Origin of the sequence: Pseudomonas sp. Pc102, assembly GCF_018408275.1 — a bacterium.
GTDB classification, from domain to species: Bacteria; Pseudomonadota; Gammaproteobacteria; order Pseudomonadales; family Pseudomonadaceae; genus Metapseudomonas; species Metapseudomonas tohonis.
This window is the reverse complement of record NZ_AP021905.1, coordinates 3,059,080-3,080,026: the sequence shown is the minus strand read 5'-3', so window position 1 is coordinate 3,080,026 and position 20,947 is coordinate 3,059,080. Positions and strand designations below refer to the sequence as shown.

Here is a 20,947-nt window from a genome sequence, read left to right as displayed (position 1 = left end):
CCAGCGAAGGAGGCCGTAACCGGGCACTCACGAAGTGTTTAGAAAGTTAATGCGCTTTACTCTCAAATAACAATTAATATCATTCGTGATCTTCGCGTTCACTCGGCATTACCGGAGATCGTCCATGTCGCCTCGCCCGTCTTCCACCGCCATCCCCTTCCTGCTGTTGTCCAGCTGCCTGCTGTCGTTCGCCGTGCACGCGGCCAGCGCCGAAACCGGCGGCTCCGGCCTCGTGCTGGACGCCCAGAACGTCATCGCCACCGCCGAGGAAGAGACCAAGCAGGCACCGGGCGTGTCGGTGATCACCGCCGAGGACATCAGGAAGCGCCCGCCGGCCAACGACCTGTCGCAGATCATCCGCACCATGCCGGGCGTGAACCTCACCGGTAACTCAACCAGCGGCCAGCGCGGCAACAACCGCCAGATCGACATCCGCGGCATGGGCCCGGAGAACACCCTGATCCTGGTGGACGGGCGGCCGGTGAGCAGCCGCAACGCCGTGCGCTACGGCTGGCGCGGCGAGCGTGACAGCCGTGGCGACACCAACTGGGTGCCGGCCGACCAGGTCGAGCGCATCGAGGTCATCCGTGGCCCGGCGGCCGCGCGCTACGGCAATGGCGCGGCGGGTGGCGTGGTCAACATCATCACCCGGCAGGCCGGCGCCACGACCCACGGCAACGCCACCGTCTACACCTCCTTCCCCACCCACAAGGACGAAGGCGCCAGCCAGCGCCTGAGCTTCGGCCTCAACGGCCCGCTGACCGACAACCTCAGCTACCGCGTCTACGGCAACGTCGCCAAGACCGAGTCGGACGACTGGGACATCAACGCCGGACACGAGTCCGCCCGTACCGGAAACCAGGCCGGCACCCTGCCCGCCGGCCGCGAAGGCGTGCGCAACAAGGACGTCAACGGCCTGCTCAGCTGGCGCTTCACCCCGGAGCAGACCCTCGAGCTGGAAACCGGCTTCAGCCGCCAGGGCAACCTCTACACCGGCGACACCCAGAACACCAACAGCAACGCCACCGTGAAGAAGATGCTCGGCCACGAGACCAACCGCACCTTCCGCGAGACCTATGCCCTGACCCACCGTGGCGACTGGGATTTCGGCAGCTCGCTCGCCTACCTGCAGTACGAGAAGACCCGCAACAACCGCATCAACGAAGGCCTGGCCGGCGGCACCGAAGGCATCTTCGCCAACAGCGGCTACTACACCGCCGTACTGCGCGACCTCACCGCCCACGGCGAGCTCAACCTGCCGCTGGATGCCGGCCTGCCGCAGACCCTCACCCTGGGCAGCGAATGGACCCGCCAGCAGCTGGACGACCCAAGCTCCAACACCCAGACCACCACCGAAGGCGGCGCCATCGGCGGCCTCGCCAGCAGCGGCCGCGACACCACCTCCGAGGCACGGATCTTCTCGCTGTTCGCCGAAGACAACATCGAGCTGGCGCCCGGCACCATGCTCACCCCGGGCCTGCGTTTCGACCACCACGACATCGTCGGCAACAACTGGAGCCCGTCGCTCAACCTGTCCCACGCGCTGACCGACACCCTGACCCTGAAGGCCGGCATCGCCCGCGCCTACAAGGCGCCGAACCTGTACCAGCTCAACCCCGACTACCTGCTCTACAGCCGTGGCCAGGGCTGCTCCGGGCAGAGCACCAGCTGCTACCTGCGCGGCAACGAGAACCTGGATGCCGAGACCAGCGTCAACAAGGAACTGGGCATCGAGTACAAGAAGGACGGCCTGGTCGCCGGCCTGACCTGGTTCCGCAACGACTACCGGAACAAGATCGAGTCCGGCATGGCCTCCATCGGCAACGCCACCGGCGGCCAGGTGGTCGGCGGCGTGAACTACGCCAACGCCCGCATCTTCCAGTGGGAGAACGTGCCCGAGGCCCTGGTGGAAGGCCTCGAGGGCAACCTCACCCTGCCGCTCACCGAGCAGCTGACCTGGACCAACAACCTGACCTGGATGCTGCGATCGAAGAACAAGGAAACCGGCGACGTCCTCTCGGTGACCCCGGCCTACACCCTCAACTCCATGCTCGACTGGCAGGCCCGCGACGACCTGTCCTTCCAGGCCAGCGTCGCCTGGTACGGCAAGCAGAAGCCGAAGAAATACGGCTACCAGGGCAACCGCGTCACCGGCAATGCCAACAACCAGCTCTCGCCCTACGCGTTGCTGGGCCTGAGCGGCACCTATGACCTGAGCGAAAACCTCAGCTTCACCGTCGGCGTCGACAACCTGCTGGACAAGCGCCTGTACCGCGAGGGCAACGCCCAGGGCGTGAACAATATCGATGGTGCCGGCGCGGCGACCTACAACGAGCCCGGCCGCACCCTCTACACCAGCATGACCGCCTCGTTCTGACCGTCGAGACCACCTGATGAGACTGCCCCGCTTCACCGCCGCCCTGGCCCTCGCCCTGGCTGCGGCATTCCCCGGCGTCGCGCCCCAGGCGCGACCCGACCCCAACGCCCTGATGGACACGCGCCTGCTGCAGCGCCAGGACCTGCCCTACGCCTTCAGCAGCCTGAAACTCGATTCCGCCGACGGCCAGCGCCACTACCAGCTGTGGATCGCCAGACCCAGGAGCCCGGCCCCGGCCAGCGGCTACCCGGTGGTGTGGATGCTCGACGGCAACGCCGCCCTCGGCGTGCTCGACGAATCCCTGCTGAACGACCTGGCCAAGGGCGACGCACCGCTGCTGGTCGCCATCGGCTACCAGACCCCGCAACGCATCGAGCGCAATGCCCGCACCCTGGACTACACGCCCCGACAGCCCGGCAAACCCGGCCAGCGCGACCCGCTCACCGGCCAGCCCAGCGGCGGTGCCGATGCCTTCCTCGATCTGCTGCAGCAGAAAATGCGCCCGGCGGTGGCGGCGCAAGCGCCCTTCGACGCCAGCCGGCAGACGCTCTGGGGCCACTCCTACGGCGGCCTGCTGGTGCTCCATGCGCTGTTCACCCGGCCGCAGCAGTTCAGCCAGTTCGCCGCCGCCAGCCCGTCGCTCTGGTGGGCCGATGGCGTCATCCTCGCCGAACGCCCGGGGCTGGAGCAGCGCATCGCCGGCCACCCGGCGCGCCTGCTGCTGATGCGCGGCAGCGAGGAGCCGGCCAACCCGCGCGGCACCGCCGAGCCCTACCCGGAACGTGCCGCCACCAAGCTGGTCGAGGACCTCGCCCAGGTCCCCGGCCTCGACGCCCGCTTCCAGTCATTCGCAGGCCTTGGCCACGGCGAGGCGCTGGGCGCATCCCTGCGCCACCTGCTGCGCGAGCGCTTCACCGCGACGACCGAAGCCCTGGAATGACAGGCCCCGTCACGAGCGGCCCAGGGCACCGCGGCCTCTGCACTCGGCAACCGCCGAGCGGCTCTAGCGAGCGGCCGGCCGGCTGCTAGATTGAATCCGACCCGACAGGGATGCAGAGGGCTCTCGGGAGGAGAGATGGCCAACCAGGTTTTCGCGAACGGACTTGAGATTTCCTGCAAGGCGGCCGAGGGCAAGTCCGTGGCCTGCTTTCCCGATGTGTGCTTCACCCCTCCGCAAACCCCCGCGACGCCCCCGGGCGTGCCCATTCCCTACCCCAACACCGGCATGGCGAGCGACACATCCAACGGCTCGCGCACCGTGAAGATCTCCGGCCAGGAAGTGATGCTCAAGGACAAGAGCTACTTCAAGACCAGCTACGGCGACGAGGCCGGCTGCGCGCCGAAGTAAGGCGTCATCACCTCGAAGATCAAGGGAAAGGTGTATTTCACCGCCTGGTCGATGGACGTGAAGTTCGAAGGCCAGAACGTGGACCGCATGTCCGACCTGACGACCCACAACCACGGTTCGCAAGGCAACACCGTGCCCTGGCCCTACCTGGACGAGGTCGCGCTGGCCCTGGACGACCACCCCTGTGCGAAGTCCGGCGATGCCAAGAAGGTCAACGACAATTGCAAGAAACCCATCGCCAGCGACTGTTCCGATGACTGCTGCAAGGCCCGCCGCTGTGTGCTCGTGCCTTTCAGCCCGAACAGCTGCGTGGGCTGTGGAGACAAGACACCGCACCACCCCATTCCCGTCGCCGAGCTGTCCGAACAGCGCAAGGCCGGCGAGGCCCGCGGGCAACCGCGCTACCCCAAGTACTCCGAAGGCGCCGCCCCCTGCGTCTGCGTGGAAGGCAAGGACCATGACTCTCGCAACCCGGTCTCCACCGAGCTGGACGAGCATGGCCGGGTGGGCGCCAAATTTGCCCAGTTGCGCAACGACCGGATTCCCAAGAAGTCCAAACTGGGCGACCCATACGACTTCAGCATCGCCCTGGACTGCGGAGCGCAAGCCGTCTCGTCCGCCATGGGCTGCGACGAGGCCTGCGTACGCAAACAGCTGGAGGCAGGCCACACGAAGCTGGAGGTGAAACCCACCGACAAGGCGTTCAAGAGCAAGCAGAAAGCCAATGTTCCGCTGTTCAAGAAACCGAAGATCGCCGCCTCTCCCCTGGCGACGCCGGCGCCCCCCAAATAGGACATGGATCGATCGATGACCCGCCAACCCGACTATTTCTTCCTCGACGGCGTGCCCCTGGGTTCGGGCGATGTGGCGCTCGCCGCGCAGTACAACGCCTACCCGGATGTGGACGCCTCACGAGTCCTGCTGAAGCTGCAAGGCCAGTGGACCTACATAGATTTCGACGAAGACCTGATCCGCTCCCTGGCCTTCGACCCGGCCAGCGGCACCTTGTACATGCTTGGCAAAAGCGGCGTGATGTACAGCCTGGGCGGCAAGGGGCCCGGCTTCTCTCCGGCAGCGATAGCCGGAACCTTCAGCCAGGAGGAGGTCGTCGACCCCGAGGAGCGCGGCGAGCTCTTCAGGGTTCGCGCGCTGAATGGCCGCGTGCTGGTGTGTGGCCTGGGCGGCCAGTTGCTCGAACTGAGGAACGGCAACTGGCTGGACCTGAGCTTCACGGGACCGATCGCCGAGTCGCCGGACTTCGAAGACATCGGCCTGGATGCCCAGGGCCTGCCCATCGCCGTCGGCTGGGCGGGCGCGGTCTACCGGAGGACGCCCCGGGACTGGGAGCGCATCGACTGCCCCACCACCGCGATCCTCTCCACCCTCGTCGCCGACGGCCCCGGGCGGCACCTGCTGTGCGGGAACAACGGGGTCGTGCTGGAGATGGACCACAACGACAGCATCTGGGACCTCTCGGTGGACGCCCCGTTGGGCAATCTCTGGTCGGTGACCCGCCACGCAGACCTGATCTACGCGTGCGAGCCCGGACGCCTGCTGGTGCGTGTCCGCGACAAATGGCAGCCCGAGATCGTCAGCCAGACCATCGCCTCGCCCACCTTCCATCGCCTCATATCCACCGGCACGGAGTTGTGGTCGTTCGGCGCCGACCATGTCTTCGTGAAACGGGCGGACGGCACCTGGGAGCAGTTTCCGGTCCTGGGCAACGAGCTGTAGCAGCACCCGGGCTCGAACCCGGGGCTCACCTGGCAGGCACCATCACGCCGGCCTTCACAGGTACCGCAGCGGATCACCGCTGAGCAGCGGGTAGATCCGCTCCTCTTCCAGCGCGCCATCCTCGCCGTGGATCTTCACCGACGATTGCAGGTGCCCGACCTGGGCGGCGGCCATGCAGATGACGTCCGCCTTGCTGGCCGAACTGAACAGGTTCTCCAGGCTGCCGAACCGGCGGCACGCCCACTCCTGGTGGTCCTTGACGATGAGAAAGTGCTCCATGGCGCTGCCCTCAGCAGGTCGCGCGCCCAAGGCGCGGTTCGCCTGCCGGGGCGCTGGACGCCCGGGCAGCGATGAAGGGGGGAACGACAGCGGGGATCGGCAGCCCCCGGGCTAACCAGCGGGCGCCCTGCCCCGGCTGGCGGCTGTCGGCACCGGCACGCACGTCCTCCACCAGTTGGTCGATCAGGCTGCCGACCTGGGCCCGCGACAACACGGCATCGCAATCGATGACCCGGTGGAAGGCAGGCTGGGCCGCGCCGACGATGGTCAGCGACAGGCGACCGTCCGGACGGGTGGTGAGGGTCACTTCCCGGTCGGGAAAGGCTTCGATGATCTCTCTGACACAGACATTCATGGGCATCCTCCTGCTCACTCATAGGGCTTGTGGTGGAGGGAGGAGCACGCAACATGCCAGCTCCGCACAACCTAATAAAGCCTTGTAGAACAAGGGGTTGGAATCAATTTCCGAGCCAGGGCGAATTGCAATCTGCAAGATCGCCCACGCGCCACGCGGCATTTTGCACTGGTCGGTCAGCCGCCGATGAAGCTCCGCCGGCGCAGCGGGGCATCCAGCCCGGGGCGGTGCAGAGGGCCAGGTCGGGCAGTTGGCTTCCGCAAGAGCGCGTCACGCGTAAGCGAGCCTGTTGATTACCCCCCAGCCCCTGGGGAGCGCTCTACGGCGGGCACGCAAACTGCTGGCGCCGAAATTGTTATGTTGTAACATTGCAATTCCAATCCACAGGAAAGGCTCCGATGTCCGCTCGATTCCTCCGCCTCCACACGCCCATCGCCACCGCATTGCTGATGGCGCAGCACGCCTTCGCCGCGCAGCCCATTGTCCTCGACCAGCAGGTGATCACCGCCAATCCGCTGAAAAGCGAAACCCTCGCCTCGCCCACCAGCGTGGTGGAAGGCGACGAGCTGAGCCTGCGCAGCGCGGCGCAGCTGGGGGAAACCCTCAACGGCCTGCCCGGCGTCTCCTCCACCTACTTCGGCCCGGCCGCCAGTCGCCCGGTGATCCGTGGCTTCGATGGCGACCGCATCCGCATCCTGCGCAATGGCGTCGGCGCGCTGGATGCTTCCTCGCTCTCCTACGACCACGCCGTGCCCTATGACGCGGCCAATGCCGAGCGCATCGAGGTGGTGCGCGGCCCGGCGGCACTGCTGTATGGCGGCAATGCGGTGGGCGGCGTGGTCAACACCTTCGACAACCGCATCCCCACCGAGCCGGCGGACGGCCTGCACGGCGGTGGCGAACTGCGCTACGGCGGCGCCGACACCACTCGAAGCGCCGCCGGCAAGCTGGAAGCCGGCGACGGCAACTTCGCCCTGCACCTGGACGCCAGCTCGCGGCAGTTCAACGACACGCGCATCCCCGGCCATGCCCGCTCCCGCGACCAGCGCGCCGTGGACGGCAACGACGCCAGGCACCGGGTGAACAACAGCGACGGCCGCCAGGACGGCGGCGCCGTGGGGGTGCCTACCATTGGGATCACGGCTACGTCGGCCTCTCATACGACGAGTACGACAGCAACTACGGCTCGCCCGCCGAAGACGACGTACGCATCGACATGGAGCAGCGCCACTCCGCCCTGGCCTCGGAAATCCGCGACCTGGAGGGCCCCTTCAGCTCGCTGAAGCTGGACGTCGGCCACACCACCTACGAGCACCGCGAGATCGAGGACGGAGAGGTCGGCACCACCTTCAAGAACGAAGGCTACGAGGCCCGCCTCGAAGCCCGCCACGCGCCCATCGGCCCGCTGCAGGGCGTGGTCGGCGTGCAGGTGGCCAACAGCCGCTTCCAGGCCCTGGGCGAGGAAGCCTTCGTACCGGAGACCGACACCGACAGCGGCGCCCTCTTCGCCCTGGAAAGCTGGCAGGCCACCGAGCGCCTCGAACTCAGCCTCGGCGGCCGCCTCGAACACACCCGCCTGCGCCCGGACGCCGGCGGCAACGAGCGCTTCGAAGGCGCCGACGACAGCCACAGCTTCACCGCCGGCAGCCTGTCCTTCGGCTCCATCTACCGCCTCACCGACATCTGGTCCCTGGCCGGCACCCTCGGCTACACCGAGCGCGCGCCGACCTTCTACGAGCTCTACGCCAACGGCCCCCACGCCGCCACCGGCACCTACGAGGTGGGTGACGCGGATGCCGAGAAGGAGAAGTCCTGGTCCACCGACCTGGCCCTGCGCTTCGACGACGGCACCCACAAGGGCAGCGTCGGCGTGTTCTACAGCCGCTTCTCCAACTACATCGGCCTGCTGGGCAGCGGCCGCTACCTGGACGAAGACGGCCAGGAAGTCGCCCCGAGCGATGCCGATGCGCTGCCGGAATACCTCTACAGCGGCGTGAAGGCCGACTTCTGGGGCGTCGAGGCGCAGGACCACTGGCGCCTGGCGCAGACCGCCTACGGCGACTTCGCCCTGCAGAGCTCCGCCGACTACACCCGGGCGAAGAACAAGGAGACCGGCGAGCCGCTGCCGCGCATCTCGCCCCTGCGCCTGAACAGCGCCCTGCTGTGGAACTACCAGAGCTGGCAGGCCAGCGTCGGCGTCGAGCACGCCAGCGCCCAGCGCCGGGTCCCCGCCGAGGAGCGCGGCACCGACGGCTACACCACCCTCAACGCCACCCTCGGCTACCGCTTCGACCTGGCGCAAAGCGAGTGGCTGGTGTTCCTCAAGGGCGACAACCTCAACGACCAGACCGTGCGCTACGCCAGCTCGATCCTGCGGGACGAGGTGCCGGCGGCCGGTCGCAGCGTCGAGGCCGGGGTCCGGGTCGCGTTCTGAGCCAAGGGCGACGGCGCCATTGCGGCCCCGTCGTCATCCCTTCACTGCGTCACGCGCCCGGGTGGGTCATCACCGGCGCGTGGCGCGCCATCAGCTCGGCGACCCAGTCGATGAACACCCGCAGCTTGGCGCTGATGTGCCGGTTCGGCGGGAACGCCAGGTAGATCGGCATCGGGTCCAGCGTCCAGTCCTCCATCAGCGGCACCAGCGCACCGCTCGCCCGACTGGGCCGGGCCATGTACTCCGGCAGCCAGAGCACGCCCAGCCCGGCGAGGCCAGCGGCGAGGTAGGCGTTGCCGTCGTCCACCGCCAGCACGTAGCGCCCGTTCACGCGGATCTCCTCGTCCCCCTTGCGCATGGCGTAGGGCACCGGCTTGCCGGTGCGTGCCCAGAGGAAGCCGACGATGCGGTGGGGTGAATCCTCCAGCTCGCGCGGGTGGGTCGGCGTACCCAGGCGCTGCAGGTACTCCGGCGCCGCGTAGACGCCCAGGCGCAGGTCACCGACCCGCCGCGCCACCAGCGACTGGTCGCTCAGCTCGCCGCCGCGTACCACGCAATCGACGTTCTCGCCGATCACATCGACGATGCGGTCGCTGACGCCCATGTCGATCTGGATGTCCGGGTGGCGTGCATGGAACTCGGGCAGCGCCGGCACCAAGATCATGCTCGCCAGCGGGCTCGGCACATCCACCCGCAGGCGGCCGCGGGGCGAGGCGGAGGCGCTGGAGAGGCTGGTCTCGGCGTCGTCCAGGTCGGCCAGCAGGCGCACCACCCGCTCGTAGTAGGCGGCGCCGTCGGCGGTGAGGGCGACGCGTCGCGTGGTGCGGTTGAGCAGCTTCACGCGCAGGCGCGCTTCCAGCTGCTGCACCAGTTGGGTGACGCTGGTCTTGCTCATATGCAGGGTGTCGGCGGCACGGGTGAAGCTGCCCGCCTCCACCACCCGGGCGAAGGCCTGCATCGCATCGAAACGGTCCATGGACGCTCCAGATTTCCAGCGGATTGTTTGGGATTTGCAAACAGTGATGGACAAGCTTGCGCGTTTATCGCCCCTGCGCAAGGGCCTAGAGTCGCCTCCATCGTTGATCCCGGGTCGCATCGACCCACCACCGGAGTACCCCCATGACCCAACGCGACGTCGTTTTTCCGCCCGGCCGCCAGGCGCTCTACGAGCGTAACCGCTACTCGCCGGCGATCCGCTCCAATGGCTTCCTGTTCGTCTCCGGGCAGGTGGGCAGCCACCCCGACGGCTCGCCGGAACCGGACCTCAAGGCCCAGGTGCGCCAGGCCTTCACCAACCTCAATGCGATTCTCGGCGAGGCCGGCTGCAGCTTCGACGACGTGGTCGACGTCACCGTGTTCATGGTCGACCCGCAGTCGAAATTCGAAGCCATCTGGCAGGTGGTGCCGGAGTTCTGGGGCGCGGCGCCCCACCCGACGCTGACCGCCGTCGGCGTCACCTGGCTCTACGGCTTCGATTTCGAGATCAAGGTGATCGCCCGGTTGCCGAGCTGATCGGAGGCGGCCTCAGGCCTGCCCGGAACCCCTGGGGCTGTGAGCGGGCGACGGCGCCGCGCCTTCGGAAGTCGCGGCCTTGGGCGCCGCCGGCCTCAACCGCGACACACCGAACAGCACCAGCACCAACCCGATCAACTGGTAGGCCGAGATGGCCTCGTTCAGCAGCGCCCAGGACGCCAGGATGGTCAGCACCGGTCCCAGGTTGCCCACGGCGGCGGTCTGGGTGGTGCCCATGCGCTGGATGGCCAGGGCCATCCAGTAGATCGGCAGCACGGTCGACAAGAGCGCCATCAGCGCGGTGTACAACCACACCGACGCCGGCAGCGTCGCCACTAGGGAGAAGTCGGCCGCCACGCCGTAGTGCGCCAGCACCATCAGCGCCGATGCCCCCCCGGCGAGGCCGGCCAGGCGCATGGAACCGATGCGTTTCACCACCACGCCTGTGCCCAGGTAATACAGGGCGTAGGTCACGGCGCTGGCGAAGACCCAGGCCGCGCCGACCATCACTTGCGCGCCCATGTCGGTGCTGCCGATGTCGTGCATCAGCGCAATACCGAGCCCCAGGTAGCACAGGCCCATGGCGAGCAGGGTGCGGCGGCTCGGCCGCTCGCGGAGGATCAGCGCCTGGAAGATCAGCACCAGCGTCGGGTAGGTGAACAGGATCAGCCGCTCCAGGCCGGCACTGATGGACTCCAGCCCGTAGAAGTCGAACAGGCTGGACAGGTAGTAGCCGAACATCCCCAACAGCAGCACGCGCACCCAATCCCTAGACGACAAGGCCACGCCCCCGGCGCCACGGCTCAACCAAAGCAGCCAGGCGAACAAGGGGAGCGCCAGGCCCATGCGCATGGCCAGGACGGTGACGGCGTCCACCGGAGCGGCGGCATAGGACAGCTTCACGAAGATCGCCTTGAGGCTGAATCCGGCCGCCGAGAGCACGGCGTAAAGGCTGCCGTTGCGGGCGCCACGTTGGCAAAGGGAGAGCAAAGCGTTCATCGGCATCGGTCAGCAGTGAAGGAGCCTTATTCTGAAGCGAAGGCGATTTGGCTAGAATCGCTTTTTGCCGAAAAGCCCCTTCGCGAAAAGAGAATGCCCATGCATTTTGACCTCACCGACCTGCGCCTGCTCACCGCCATCGCCGCCACCGGCAGCCTGAGCAAGGCCGCCGCCACCTTCCCGGTCGCGGTCTCGGCGGCGAGCACGCGGCTGCGCCAGTTCGAGGAGCGCTGCGCTCTGGCCCTGTTCGTGCGCAAGGCCGACGGCATGGTGCCGACACCGGCGGGACGCCTTGTGCTGGAGTCCTGCCACGGCGTGCTGCACGAGGCGCAGAAACTCAGGGACACCCTGCAGGAGCTGGCCGGGCAGCGCCGCATCACCCTGCGCCTGGCGGCGAGCACCGTGGCCAACAGCACCTTCCTCCCCGCCACGCTCGGGCCCTTCCTCGCCGACTACCCGGAAGTGGACCTGCAGCTCACCGAGCTGAACAGCCGCGACGTGCTGCGCGGCGTGCAGGCGGGCGAGTTCGATCTCGGCGTCTACGACGGCAACCTGCCCACCGGCGGGCTGGTCTCGATGCCCTTTCGCGATGACCGGCTGGTGCTGCTGGTGCCCCGGGACCACCCCCTGGCCGAACGCCGCCAGGCGCATATGCGCGAGGCCTTGGGCTTTCCCTTCGTCTGCCTGCCGCCGGAGCGCGCCATGCAGCGCTTCATCGAGGAGATGGCGGTGAACTACGCCTTGCCGCTGAAGGTACGGGTGCGCGCGCCGAGCTTCGACGCCATCGCCCAGCTGGTGGCCCAGCACGCCGGCATCGCCATGCTTCCGGAGGCTGCGGCCACGCGCCTGGCGCAGGAGATGCCGGTGGCCATCGTCGGCCTGGAAAACACCTGGGCGACGCGGGAACTGCGGCTGTGCATCAAGGGGTGGGATGCGCTGTCCTCCCATGCGCGGCAGTTGCTGACCCACCTGTCCGCACCCTGACAGCGGGCTCGTGCAGCAGGCGACCTACAGGAAGCGCCAGACACGGTTGCGCCCGGCTTTCTTCGCCTCGTACAGCGCCTCGTCGGCACGTCGCAGCAGGGTCTCCGGCACGTCGTCCTGCCCGGGTGTCATGGCGGCGACGCCGATGCTCACGGTGACGCGGCCGAAGGTCGAGAGCTGGTGCGGCAGGTCCAGCGTCTCGATGGCCTGCACCAGCCGCTGGGCGATGCCCTGGGCTCCGCTCGCATCGGTCAGCGGCACCAGGAAGACGAATTCCTCGCCGCCGTAGCGGGCCACCAGGTCGCTGGAGCGGCCGACGGTGCTCGCCAGCACCTGGGCGATGCGCTGCAGGCAGGCGTCACCGGCCGGGTGGCCGTAGTGGTCGTTGTAGCGCTTGAACCAGTCGACATCGAGGATCGCCAGCGCCAGCGGCTCGCCCGTGCGCTGGGCTCGCTGCCATTCCTGCTGCAGCACCTCGTCGAAGTGGCGGCGGTTGGCGATGCCGGTCAACGCGTCGGTCAGGCTCAGGGTTTCCAGCCTGCTGTTGAGCTCCTGCAACTCGTCGGTGCGCTGGGCCACGCGCAGCTCCAGCTCGTGCTCGGAGGCCTGCAGCGTCTCCACCAGCTTGCGCTGGGCCTGCAACAGCGCTTCCTGCGCCCGCATCTTCTCGCGACGCATCACGGCGAAGCGGTCGGCCAGGGCGAAGGCCAGCACGATCATCTCCATCGCCGAGCCCAGCTGGATGCCATCCACCGTGAACATAGTGGTGGGCACCACGCCCATGGCGCGCAGCGTGGTCATGGCGCCACCGAGCATCAGCAGCGCGAAGGCCGCGAGGAAGAACCAGGCGCTGCGCTGGCGCCTGACCGCCCCCGCCAGCGCCACGCCCAGCACCACCACTGCGGTGGCCAGGTTGAAGTAGACCGCCAGGCGCGAGAACAGCGGCAGCGCGAAGGCATAGAGCAGTGGCGTGACCAGGTACAGGGCGACCATCGCCAGCAGCAGGCGGTCGACCCTCGGCATCACCTGGTCGGTGCGCAGCATGCGCCGGGTGAACAGCAGCATCGCGCCGAGGGCCAGGGAGACGCCGGAGTAATAGGCCACGTTGGAATTCAGCGGCAGGCCGGCGATGGACCAATCCGGCGCCAGGCCGTTCTTGATCGCCAGGGTGAAGGCGGTGGAGGCCACGAAGGCCACGTACAGCAGGTAGACAGGGTCGCGCAGGGCGACGAACAGCATCAGGTTGAACAGCACCATCGCGGTGGCGATGCCGAAGTACCAGACCTTGCTCACATAGTCGTCGCGCTCGTAGGCGTGGAAAGCCTCCACCGGCCACAGCTGCAGCGGCACCAGCAGCCCCACGCTCGACTCCACGCGCAGGTACAGCACCTGCTCCGAATGGGCGCCCAGGTGCAGGGGGAAGACGAAATTGCGGTTGGGGTAGGCCTTGCTCGAGGGCGCGACGTCGCAGCCGGTGGCGGTCACGTGGTAGATGCCCTGCGCATCCGGGATATGCGCCTCGACATGGGAGATGCGCGGGTTCTCCACCACCAGCATGCGCCGTAGCGGGGTGTCGCCCGGGTTGCGCAACACCAGGCGCAGCCAGAAGGCGGAGCGGGTGAAACCCAGCGCCAGGGCGTTGCCTGGCGGCAGGTCGCCCTGGAAGCGCGCCGCACCTCCGGGCGCCTGCACGTCCGCCAGGGTCAGGGAACGGTCCGGGTCCTCCAGCAGCGAAACGAAGGGCGTCAGCGACAGCGCCGCCTGGTCCACGGTGGCGGCATCGACCACCCGCCCACCCGCCCCGGCCTGGAACGGCAACAGGAGCAGAGCCAGCAGGAGCGCGAAAAACGGCTGTCGACGTCGATGGGTGGCGTGCATGCGGCGGGGTACCAGCAGGGCCCAGGGGAGCCAGGGAGGCATCCGGATCGAACCCGGCCGACGCGCCCTGACGGTGCCGAAGTCTACAAGACAACCCCGGGGCGCCGACAGATACGCAAGGGTGCGGAGCCTGCGCCGCCCGCACCATTGGCGGTTGCGCCGGCATGCCGGCACTTAATCCTCAATCGAATTAGCAGCAAGCCATTTATTCCATGAAGGGATATCAATAGCGCTGAACGATATTGGTATATACCAGAGCCCCTCCCTTTAAATCCGCCCCCATGAGCCCACTGGGCAATGCGGAGCAAGATGGATGATCGCTGTACGGGTAATGCTGGAATATTTTCATCCCTGGCCGAATTCGGCCGGCTTCTACGTGGCGCGGGAACGCGGCTGGTACCGCGACGCCGGGCTGGATGTACAACTACAGGTGCCGGACCCTTTCCGGGGCGACACGCTCGAACACGTGCTGCAGGGTGCGGCCGATCTTGGCGTATTCCCCAGCAACCGCCTGCTGGTCCGGCGCAGCGTCGGCCAGCCCCTGCTGGGCGTGGCCGCCATCAACCATTGCGGGCTGGAGTCCATCCAGACCCTGACCGGCCTCGGCATCCAGCGCCCCCGTGACCTGGCCGGCAAGCGCCTGGCGCTCAACCCCACCCCGCGCGGCCTGGCCATGGTGCGCCACCTGGTGGCCGCCGACGGTGGCGATCCGGCTGCCGTGATCATCGTCGACAGCAAGGTGCGCGAGCTGCGCCCCGAACAACTGGCCGCCGGTGTCGCCGACGCCAGCTTCGGTGGCTACTGGGCCTGGGAAGCGCTTATGGACAGCCCCATCCCGGCCGAACGCCGCGTGGTCTGGCCGGTGGACGAGATCGGCGCGCCGCGCTACCACAGCTACCTGCTGGGCGGCCGCGAGGACTGGCTCGACAACAACGCCGAAGCGGCACGCGCCTTCCTCGCCGCCACCGAGCGCGGCTTCCGCGCCGTGGCGGCCGACCCGCAAAGCGCCTTACCCGCCTACGAGGCGGCCATCCCCTACTTCCCCACCGAGCTGCTAAGCCAGTCGCTGCAACGCATCGCCACCACCTGGTTGCACGAGCAGCGCTGGGGCCAGCAGCGTGAAGAGCTGCTCGCACCCTATGCGCACTGGCTGCACGCGCACGGTGTGCTCGCCGACGCGGACGCCTGGCGCCACGCCACCCGCAATGACTACCTGGCGGAGCCGCAGCCATGAGCGCACCCGCACGCATCGCCCACGGTATGGGCGCGCAACCGGTGGAAGCCGACTGGCCTGCCCTGCAACAGCGGGACGTCGAGCAGGTGCTGCAACGCTTCCCGCAACTGGGCACGCTGCAACAGCTCGGCTGGCATAGCCCGCGCCCCTTCTCCGCCGCCGCCCAGGTGCACACGGACCGTGGCGAGCTGTTCGTCAAACGCCATCACCGCAGCGTGCGCCAGCCGGCCTGGCTGGAAGAGGAACACCGCTTCATCCGCCACCTGGCAAGCCATGGCGCCCCGGTGGTCAGCCCGCTGACCGACATGCAGGGCAACAGCGCGCTGGCCCTCGGCGACTGGACCTATGAAGTGCTGCCCCGCGCCGCCGGTGAAGATCTTTATCGCGAAGCGCTGTCCTGGACGCCCTTCCTCGACCTGCACCAGGCGCGCTCCGCCGGCGCCGCCCTCGCCCGCCTGCACCGCGCCGCCGAAGGCTTCGCCGCCAGTGCCCGGCAAGCGCCGGTGCTGGTCTCCAACCTGCGCTTCTTCAGTCAGCGCGACCCGTTGCAGGCCATCGAGCAGGCCCTGCCCCGGCAACCCGCCCTGGCCCGCTACCTGGCCGGGCAGGACTGGCGCCGGACCCTGGCGGAACTGCACCTGCCGTGGCACCGCGAGCTGCGACCGCTGCTTGCCGGCCAGCCAGCGCTCTGGACCCACAACGACTGGCATGCCTCCAACCTGCTGTGGCGCGCGGAAGGTGGCTCGGCCGAGGTTGAGAGCGTCCTCGACTTCGGCCTCAGTGACCTCACCTTCGCCCTGTTCGACCTCGCCACCGCGCTGGAACGCAATTGCGTTCCCTGGCTGGAACTGGATGATGGCGGCCGCGCCCCGGCCGACCTCGACGCCGTCGATGCGCTGCTGGCCGGCTACACGAGCCAGCGGCCCCTCGACCGCAACGACCTGTTCACCCTCAAGGCACTGCTGCCGCTGGTGCACGCCGACTTCGCCCTCGCCGAGGTGGATTACTTCGAAGGCATCGTCGGCTCCCGGGCCAGCGCGGATATCGCCTACCACGCCTTCCTGGTCGGCCATGCCCGCTGGTTCGGCGACAGCGAGGGCACCCGCCTGCTCGCCCACCTCGACCGGCTCGCCCGCACACGCAACTAGGAAACCGCCATGCCCACGCACCACCCCGCCATCCTCATCGCCCCGCAGGCCCTGCACCAGGCCCTGGCCGAACCCGGCCTGCTGCTGCTCGATGCCAGCGTCGAACTGGCCGCTGCCGCATTCGACGGCGACTACCGCGTGGCCAGCGGCGAGGCGGCCTGGCGCCAGGAACACATCCCCGGCGCCCGCCACGCGGACCTGCTGCACGAGCTGGCCGACACCACGGCGGGCTTCAGCTTCGCCCTGCCGAGCCCGGCCGCGCTGCAGCCCCCCCTGGCACGCCTGGGCGTCGGCGCGGCACGGCGCATCGTCCTCTACGACCGCCACGACGGCTTCTGGGCCGCGCGCCTGTGGTGGATGCTGCGCAGCCTCGGCATCGCCGCCGCCGTGCTCGATGGCGGCCTCAAGGCCTGGCGCCAGGCCGGCCTGCCCCTGGCACAGGGCGAGGAGCCCGGTGGCGGCGGACCGTTGCCGCAGTTGGCCCCCCAGACGGGTTTCTGGGCCGATCGCCAGGACGTGATCGCCGTGGTCGAGGGCCGCGCGCCCGGCACGCTGGTCTGCGCACTGTCCGCCGCGCTCTTCGACGGCAGCGCCGTGACCCGCTATGCCCGGCGCGGCCATATCCCCGGCAGCCTCAGCCACCCGGCACGCGGCCTGTTCGACGCGAGCGGCCGCTACCTGCCCGCGCCGCAGCTGGCCCGGGCCCTGGGCACGCTGCTGGAGGGCGAGCAGCCACTGATCCTCTACTGCGGGGGCGGCATATCCGCCGCCGCCACGGCCCTCGCCCTGACCCTCCTGGGCCGGCGACGGGTCTCGATCTACGACGGCTCGCTGCAGGAATGGGCGGCCGATCCAGCCTTGCCAATGTCCACCGGAGCAGCTCCGGCCTGAGGTTCTTCTTCCGTCTTTCAGCAGTAGGCACGCCAGCACCGCGAGCCGGGCGACACCTCGCCCGCCCCCGCTGCCTGCCGGCGTCCATCGAGGAGTTCGTCCATGGCTTCATCCCTGTTCCTGCAGCACCGCCACGGTTTCGCGCTGGCGCTCCTGGCCCTGTCACTGAGCCCGTCACTGGTCTGGGCGCAAGGCGCCGTCACCCTGGACACCGTCACCGTGCACGGCGACGAGGGCGACGGCTACCAGGCCCGAAGCGCCTCGGTGGGCGGCTTCGACGAGGCCCCGTTGCTGGATACCCCTGCCTCCGTCTCGGTGTTCACCGAGGAGCTGATCAAGGATCGCCAGGCCAAGCTGCTCAGCGAGGTGCTGCGCAACGACGCCTCGGTCGGCGACAGCTACGCGCCCATCGGCTACTACGAGAACTTCGTGATCCGCGGCTTCTCCCTCAACGCCGCCAGCAGCTACAAGATCAACGGCCGCACCATCACCGGCGAGCAGAACGTCGCCCTGGAGAACAAGCAGCGGGTCGAAGTGCTCAAGGGCCTCTCCGGCCTACAGAGCGGCGTCTCCGAACCCGGCGGGCTGGTCAACTACGTCACCAAGCGCCCGGAGGCCGTGCGCTCGGTGACCCTGGCCACCAACGAGGAAGGCGAGCGCTACATCGCCACCGACATCGGCGCCTGGCTCGACGACGAGCAGCGCTTCGGCCTGCGCGCCAACGTCGCCCACGAGGACATCCGCTCCTACGTCGACAACTCCGACGGCACGCGCGACTTCCTCTCCCTGGCCAGCGACTGGAACATCAGCGACGCCGCGCTGCTGCAGCTGGACGCCGAGTACCAGACCCGCGAGCAGCGCTCGGTGCCCGGCTACCAGCTGCTGGGCGGCAGCGTGGTGCCCAGCGGCATCGACCCGAGCGACCGCCTCGGCGACCAGAGCTGGTCCAAGCCCGTGAAGATCGACTCGCTCAACCTCAACGGCCGCTTCGAATACCGCTTCGACGACGACTGGACCGGCAGCCTCAGCGCCGCCCGCAGCCGCGTGGTGATCGACGACTACAGCGCCTTCGCCTGGGGCTGCTACGGCTCGGCCAGCTGCGCCGGCTCCGCCGTGCCGAACTTCTTCAGCCCGGAAGGCGACTACGACATCTACGACTTCCGCAACCCGGGCGACACGCGCCGCAACGACGAGCTGCAAGCCGCCCTCGCCGGCCGCTTCGACAGCGGCCCGCTGAGCCACGAGCTGACCATCGGCAGCAGCGCCTTCCGCCGCCTGCTGGACCGGCGCAAATCCACCAACGAATGGGTGGGCACCGCCAACATCCACCAGCCCCCGCCCGACTTCCCGCCCACCGACGTGCCCCTCGGCCACACCTATCGCCGCCTGGACAGCCGCCAGTACGGCCTGTTCGCCAGCGACCGCGTGAGCTACGGCGAACACTGGCAGGCGGTGATCGGCGGGCGCCAGGTGCGCCTGGACGAAGAGGCCTTCGACAAGGACGGCAACACCACCCGCCACACCCAGCGCTCGGAGTTCCTGCCCAGCGTCGCGCTGATCTACAAGCCGCGCGCGGACATCTCCCTCTATGGCAGCTACAGCAAGGGCCTGTCCCTGGGCGGCGAAGCGGCCTGGTTCACCACCAACGCCGACGAAATCCTGCCGCCGACGGTCTCGCGCCAGCTGGAGCTGGGCATCAAGCGCGACTGGCAGCGCCTGAGCCTGAGCGCCGCGCTGTTCCAGATCACCAAGGCCTACCAGTACGCGCGGCCCAACGGCGACACCACCTTCACCTATGTGCAGCAGGGCGAGCAGAAGAACATCGGCCTGGAGCTTTCCGCCACCGGCCGGGTCACCGACCGCCTGCAGGTTTCGGCCAGCGCCGCGGCCATCCGCGCGCGGGTCACCGGCAGCGGCACCGCCGCCTACGAAGGCCACCAGGCGATCAACGTGCCCGAGCTGCGCGCCAGCCTGCATGCCGACTACGCCATCCCCGGCATCCAGGGCCTGGCCCTGCTCGGCGGCGTGCAGTACAGCGGCAGCAAGTACGCCAGCCAGGCCGGCAACGTGAAGGTGGACGACTACGCGGTATTCGACCTCGGCGGCCGCTACAGCCTGGATATCGACGGCTACGAGACGGTGCTGCGCCTGACCGTCGACAACCTCTTCGACGCCCGCTACTGGCGCGACGCCGGCGAGTACATGGGCGACGGCTACCTGTTCCAGGGCGCCCCGCGTACCGCGCGCCTCTCCGCCACCGTGAACTTCTGAGGAACCTGCCGTGCGCATCGCCACCCCGCTCGCCACCGCCCTGCTCGCCGCACTCCTGGCCGGCTGCCAGCAGCACCCGCCCGCCAACGACCAGCTGGACGCGGTGCTCTGGACCCAGACCTCCATCGAGCACGACCTGCTGTTCCGCCAGGTCTACGCCAGCGCCACGCGGCAACTGGACAAGGCCCTGGCCGACCCCGGCTGGGACGCCCTGGCCGAAGCGCCTCGCGAGCTGGCCGGGCTGCCGCCGGCGGTGATCGTCGACATCGACGAGACCCTGCTCGACAACGTGCCGCTGAACGCCCGCACCATCCTCGAAGACCGCCCCTACGACTATCCGGAGTGGAACCAATGGGTGGAGCGCGCCGAGGCCAGGGCGCTACCGGGCTCGGTGGCCTTCCTGCAGGCGGCGGCGCAGCGCGGCATCACCCCCTACTACCTGACCAACCGCGAGCCCGGCCAGGAGCAGGCGACCCTGGTCAACCTGCGCCGCGCCGGCTTCCCCATCGACGACACCGCGCAGATCCTCACGGCGGGCACGGCCATCGGCGGCTGCGCGGACGCGGGCTCGGACAAGACCTGCCGACGCCACTGGGTCGGCAGCCGTGCCCGCGTGCTGATGCTGGTCGGCGACAGCTTCGGCGACTTCATCGCCGGCAAGGGCAGCCTGGCCGATCAGCAACGGGTGGCCGCGCCCTACCTCGGCTGGCTGGGCGAGCGCTGGTTCCTGTTGCCCAACCCCACCTACGGCCACTGGTACAGCGCCCCCTACCAGGGCCGCGAGGACCTGCCGGCCAGCGAGAAGCGCGCGCTCAAGCAGCGGGCGCTGCAACCGCAGTACCCCACCTACTGAGGGCCTCATCGATGTCATCACTGGAAATCGTCGCCGTCATCGTCAACATCCTCGGCGTCTGGCTCACCGCCCAGCGCATCCGCTGGTGCTGGCCGGTCAGCGTGGTCGCGGTGCTGCTCTACGCCTGGATCTTCTTCGGCGTGAAGCTCTACTCCGACATGCTCCTGCAACTGGTCTTCGCCGTGCTGCAAGGCTACGGCTGGTGGCGCTGGAGCAGCGGCCAGAGCGTCGGCGGCAAGGTCCGTGTCGAGCGCCTGCCCCTGCGCGAAGCCGTCCTCAGCCTTCTCGCCGGCCTGCTCGGAGCCGTGCTGCTGGGCAGCCTGATGCACCTTTTCACCGATGCCGCCGTGCCCTGGGTCGACGCCCTGCTCACCGCCTTCAGCCTGGTGGCCAGCTTCTGGGCGGCGCGCAAGTACCTGGCCAGCTGGGGGCTGTGGATCATCCTCGACGTCGCCTACGTCGGCCTCTTCCTCTACAAGGACCTGCAGCTCACCGCCGCGCTCTACGCCGGCTTCGTGGTGCTCGCCGGCTATGGCCTGCACGCCTGGCGCAAGGACCTGCGGCACCAGGAGCGGCCCCTGGCACCGGCAGCCGAGGCAACGGCGTGAACGGCGCGCTGCTCAACCCGTCGCGCCCCTCGTTCGTCACCG

17 protein-coding genes and 2 pseudogenes are annotated in these 20,947 nt (G+C 68.7%); 14 read left to right on the top strand and 5 right to left on the bottom strand.

The window, feature by feature from the left end; genetic code table 11:
* Positions 1-124: 124 nt before the first annotated feature.
* The 5 genes and pseudogenes from PHLH3_RS14290 to PHLH3_RS14275 all read left to right on the top strand — a co-directional run bounded on the left by PHLH3_RS14290 (position 125) and on the right by PHLH3_RS14275 (position 5,459).
* Entirely contained in the window at positions 125-2,377 is a 2,253-nt protein-coding gene (locus tag PHLH3_RS14290; protein ID WP_213630062.1) for a TonB-dependent siderophore receptor, read from the top strand.
* 16 nt (positions 2,378-2,393) lie between these two features.
* Entirely contained in the window at positions 2,394-3,317 is a 924-nt protein-coding gene (locus PHLH3_RS14285; protein ID WP_213630060.1) for an alpha/beta hydrolase, read from the top strand.
* A 135-nt stretch (positions 3,318-3,452) separates the two neighbouring features.
* Positions 3,453-3,833 (top strand): annotated as a pseudogene (locus PHLH3_RS30810) (DUF4150 domain-containing protein); the annotation flags it as partial.
* Positions 3,813-4,517: an HNH/endonuclease VII fold toxin-2 domain-containing protein gene (locus PHLH3_RS14280; protein WP_348529846.1), complete on the top strand. Its 705-nt coding sequence runs from the start codon at positions 3,813-3,815 to the stop codon at positions 4,515-4,517. The pseudogene PHLH3_RS30810 and the gene PHLH3_RS14280, both read left to right, overlap by 21 nt.
* 15 nt (positions 4,518-4,532) lie before the next feature.
* Entirely contained in the window at positions 4,533-5,459 is a 927-nt protein-coding gene (locus PHLH3_RS14275) for a hypothetical protein (protein WP_213630058.1), read from the top strand.
* 54 nt (positions 5,460-5,513) lie between these two features.
* Here PHLH3_RS14275 and PHLH3_RS14270 read toward each other — a convergent pair whose 3' ends face one another.
* On the bottom strand, positions 5,514-5,738 hold the full coding sequence (locus tag PHLH3_RS14270) for a hypothetical protein (protein ID WP_173175711.1): 225 nt from the start codon (positions 5,736-5,738) through the stop codon (positions 5,514-5,516).
* A gap of 10 nt (positions 5,739-5,748) precedes the next feature.
* Complete coding sequence (locus PHLH3_RS14265; protein ID WP_213630056.1) at positions 5,749-6,093, bottom strand: hypothetical protein; 345 nt, start codon at positions 6,091-6,093, stop codon at positions 5,749-5,751.
* A 398-nt stretch (positions 6,094-6,491) separates the two neighbouring features.
* On the opposite strand from PHLH3_RS14265, the pseudogene PHLH3_RS14260 reads away from it, so the two are divergent.
* A pseudogene (locus PHLH3_RS14260) lies at positions 6,492-8,527 on the top strand (TonB-dependent receptor).
* Positions 8,528-8,576: 49 nt separating this feature from the next.
* On the opposite strand, the gene PHLH3_RS14255 reads toward PHLH3_RS14260, so the two are convergent.
* Positions 8,577-9,503, bottom strand: a complete 927-nt coding sequence (locus PHLH3_RS14255) for a LysR family transcriptional regulator (protein WP_173175705.1) — start codon at positions 9,501-9,503, stop codon at positions 8,577-8,579.
* 143 nt (positions 9,504-9,646) lie between these two features.
* On the opposite strand from PHLH3_RS14255, the gene PHLH3_RS14250 reads away from it, so the two are divergent.
* Positions 9,647-10,039 (top strand): RidA family protein, encoded by a 393-nt coding sequence (locus tag PHLH3_RS14250; protein WP_213630054.1) that lies wholly within the window; start codon positions 9,647-9,649, stop codon positions 10,037-10,039.
* A 12-nt stretch (positions 10,040-10,051) separates the two neighbouring features.
* Here the strand turns inward: PHLH3_RS14250 and PHLH3_RS14245 are convergent, their stop codons facing one another.
* Positions 10,052-11,038: a DMT family transporter gene (locus PHLH3_RS14245; RefSeq protein WP_213630052.1), complete on the bottom strand. Its 987-nt coding sequence runs from the start codon at positions 11,036-11,038 to the stop codon at positions 10,052-10,054.
* A gap of 99 nt (positions 11,039-11,137) precedes the next feature.
* Here PHLH3_RS14245 and PHLH3_RS14240 point away from each other — a divergent pair, with 99 nt between their 5' ends.
* Entirely contained in the window at positions 11,138-12,022 is an 885-nt protein-coding gene (locus tag PHLH3_RS14240; protein WP_173175699.1) for a LysR substrate-binding domain-containing protein, read from the top strand.
* A 24-nt stretch (positions 12,023-12,046) separates the two neighbouring features.
* On the opposite strand, the gene PHLH3_RS14235 is transcribed toward PHLH3_RS14240, so the two are convergent.
* Entirely contained in the window at positions 12,047-13,942 is a 1,896-nt protein-coding gene (locus PHLH3_RS14235) for a diguanylate cyclase (protein WP_244863040.1), read from the bottom strand.
* Between the two features lie 271 nt (positions 13,943-14,213).
* Between PHLH3_RS14235 and PHLH3_RS14230 the strand changes: the two genes are divergently transcribed.
* The 6 genes from PHLH3_RS14230 to pnuC all read left to right on the top strand — a co-directional run bounded on the left by PHLH3_RS14230 (position 14,214) and on the right by pnuC (position 20,905).
* Positions 14,214-15,134 carry an ABC transporter substrate-binding protein gene (locus PHLH3_RS14230; protein WP_213630050.1) on the top strand — a complete coding sequence of 307 codons (921 nt, stop codon included), beginning with the start codon at positions 14,214-14,216 and terminating at the stop codon, positions 15,132-15,134.
* On the top strand, positions 15,131-16,282 hold the full coding sequence (locus PHLH3_RS14225; RefSeq protein ID WP_213630048.1) for a phosphotransferase: 1,152 nt from the start codon (positions 15,131-15,133) through the stop codon (positions 16,280-16,282). Before PHLH3_RS14230 ends, PHLH3_RS14225 begins: the two co-directional genes overlap by 4 nt.
* Positions 16,283-16,291: 9 nt before the next feature.
* Positions 16,292-17,173 (top strand): rhodanese-like domain-containing protein, encoded by an 882-nt coding sequence (locus PHLH3_RS14220; protein ID WP_213630046.1) that lies wholly within the window; start codon positions 16,292-16,294, stop codon positions 17,171-17,173.
* A gap of 102 nt (positions 17,174-17,275) precedes the next feature.
* The gene (locus PHLH3_RS14215; protein ID WP_213630044.1) at positions 17,276-19,444 is read left to right on the top strand and encodes a TonB-dependent siderophore receptor; all 2,169 of its coding nucleotides are present in this window, start codon (positions 17,276-17,278) and stop codon (positions 19,442-19,444) included.
* A 10-nt stretch (positions 19,445-19,454) separates the two neighbouring features.
* A complete protein-coding gene (locus tag PHLH3_RS14210; RefSeq protein ID WP_213630042.1) occupies positions 19,455-20,297 on the top strand; it encodes an HAD family acid phosphatase in 843 nt (280 codons plus the stop codon).
* A gap of 11 nt (positions 20,298-20,308) precedes the next feature.
* Positions 20,309-20,905 carry a nicotinamide riboside transporter PnuC gene (gene pnuC, locus PHLH3_RS14205; protein ID WP_213630040.1) on the top strand — a complete coding sequence of 199 codons (597 nt, stop codon included), beginning with the start codon at positions 20,309-20,311 and terminating at the stop codon, positions 20,903-20,905.
* Positions 20,906-20,947: the final 42 nt, after the last annotated feature.